The following is a 498-nucleotide window of genomic DNA, read 5'->3' on the forward strand; positions in this document are numbered from 1 at the left end:
GCGCCTTAGCGGCGATACGGAAGGCGACCGGCACCACTGTGTCGAATTTGAACAGGTCGGCGATGTCGTAAACGAACGACAGCGGTTTGCCAGTATGGATGAAGCCGACCGCCGGAGCATACCCCGCCGCCAGCACCGCAGCTTCGGTGATTCCATAGAGGCAACTGGTGGCCGCCGACAGGCAGCGATTCGGTACGTCGGCGGCATCCCACTTCCGCCGGTCGTAATTGCGCGCCCGCCAGTCCACTCCGAACTGGCGAGCCAGTAGCCGATAGGTCTCGCGCACCCGGGCGCCCTCGATGCCGCGCAATTGCTCGACACTACGCCGCGCGGGCGCCGGCTCGGCGAAACACAGTTCGTACATCTTGCGTACCACCTTGAGCCGCAGCTCGTCGTCCAAGGCCAGACGGGCCTGGTACAGCAGACGATCAGCACGAGCGCCTCCGGGCTGGCCACTGGCGTACAGACGCCCGCCGGCCTCACCCACCCACACCAGCA

General features: G+C 65.9%; 1 protein-coding gene. It reads right to left on the reverse strand.

From position 1 onward, the window contains the following. The coding region (gene cas1e / locus GYB81_RS24045) for a type I-E CRISPR-associated endonuclease Cas1e (protein ID WP_161898023.1) at positions 1-498 on the reverse strand (498 nt) is incomplete at both ends.

It is taken from the genome of Pseudomonas yangonensis (assembly GCF_009932725.1).
In the GTDB taxonomy this organism is placed as follows: Bacteria; Pseudomonadota; Gammaproteobacteria; order Pseudomonadales; family Pseudomonadaceae; genus Aquipseudomonas; species Aquipseudomonas yangonensis.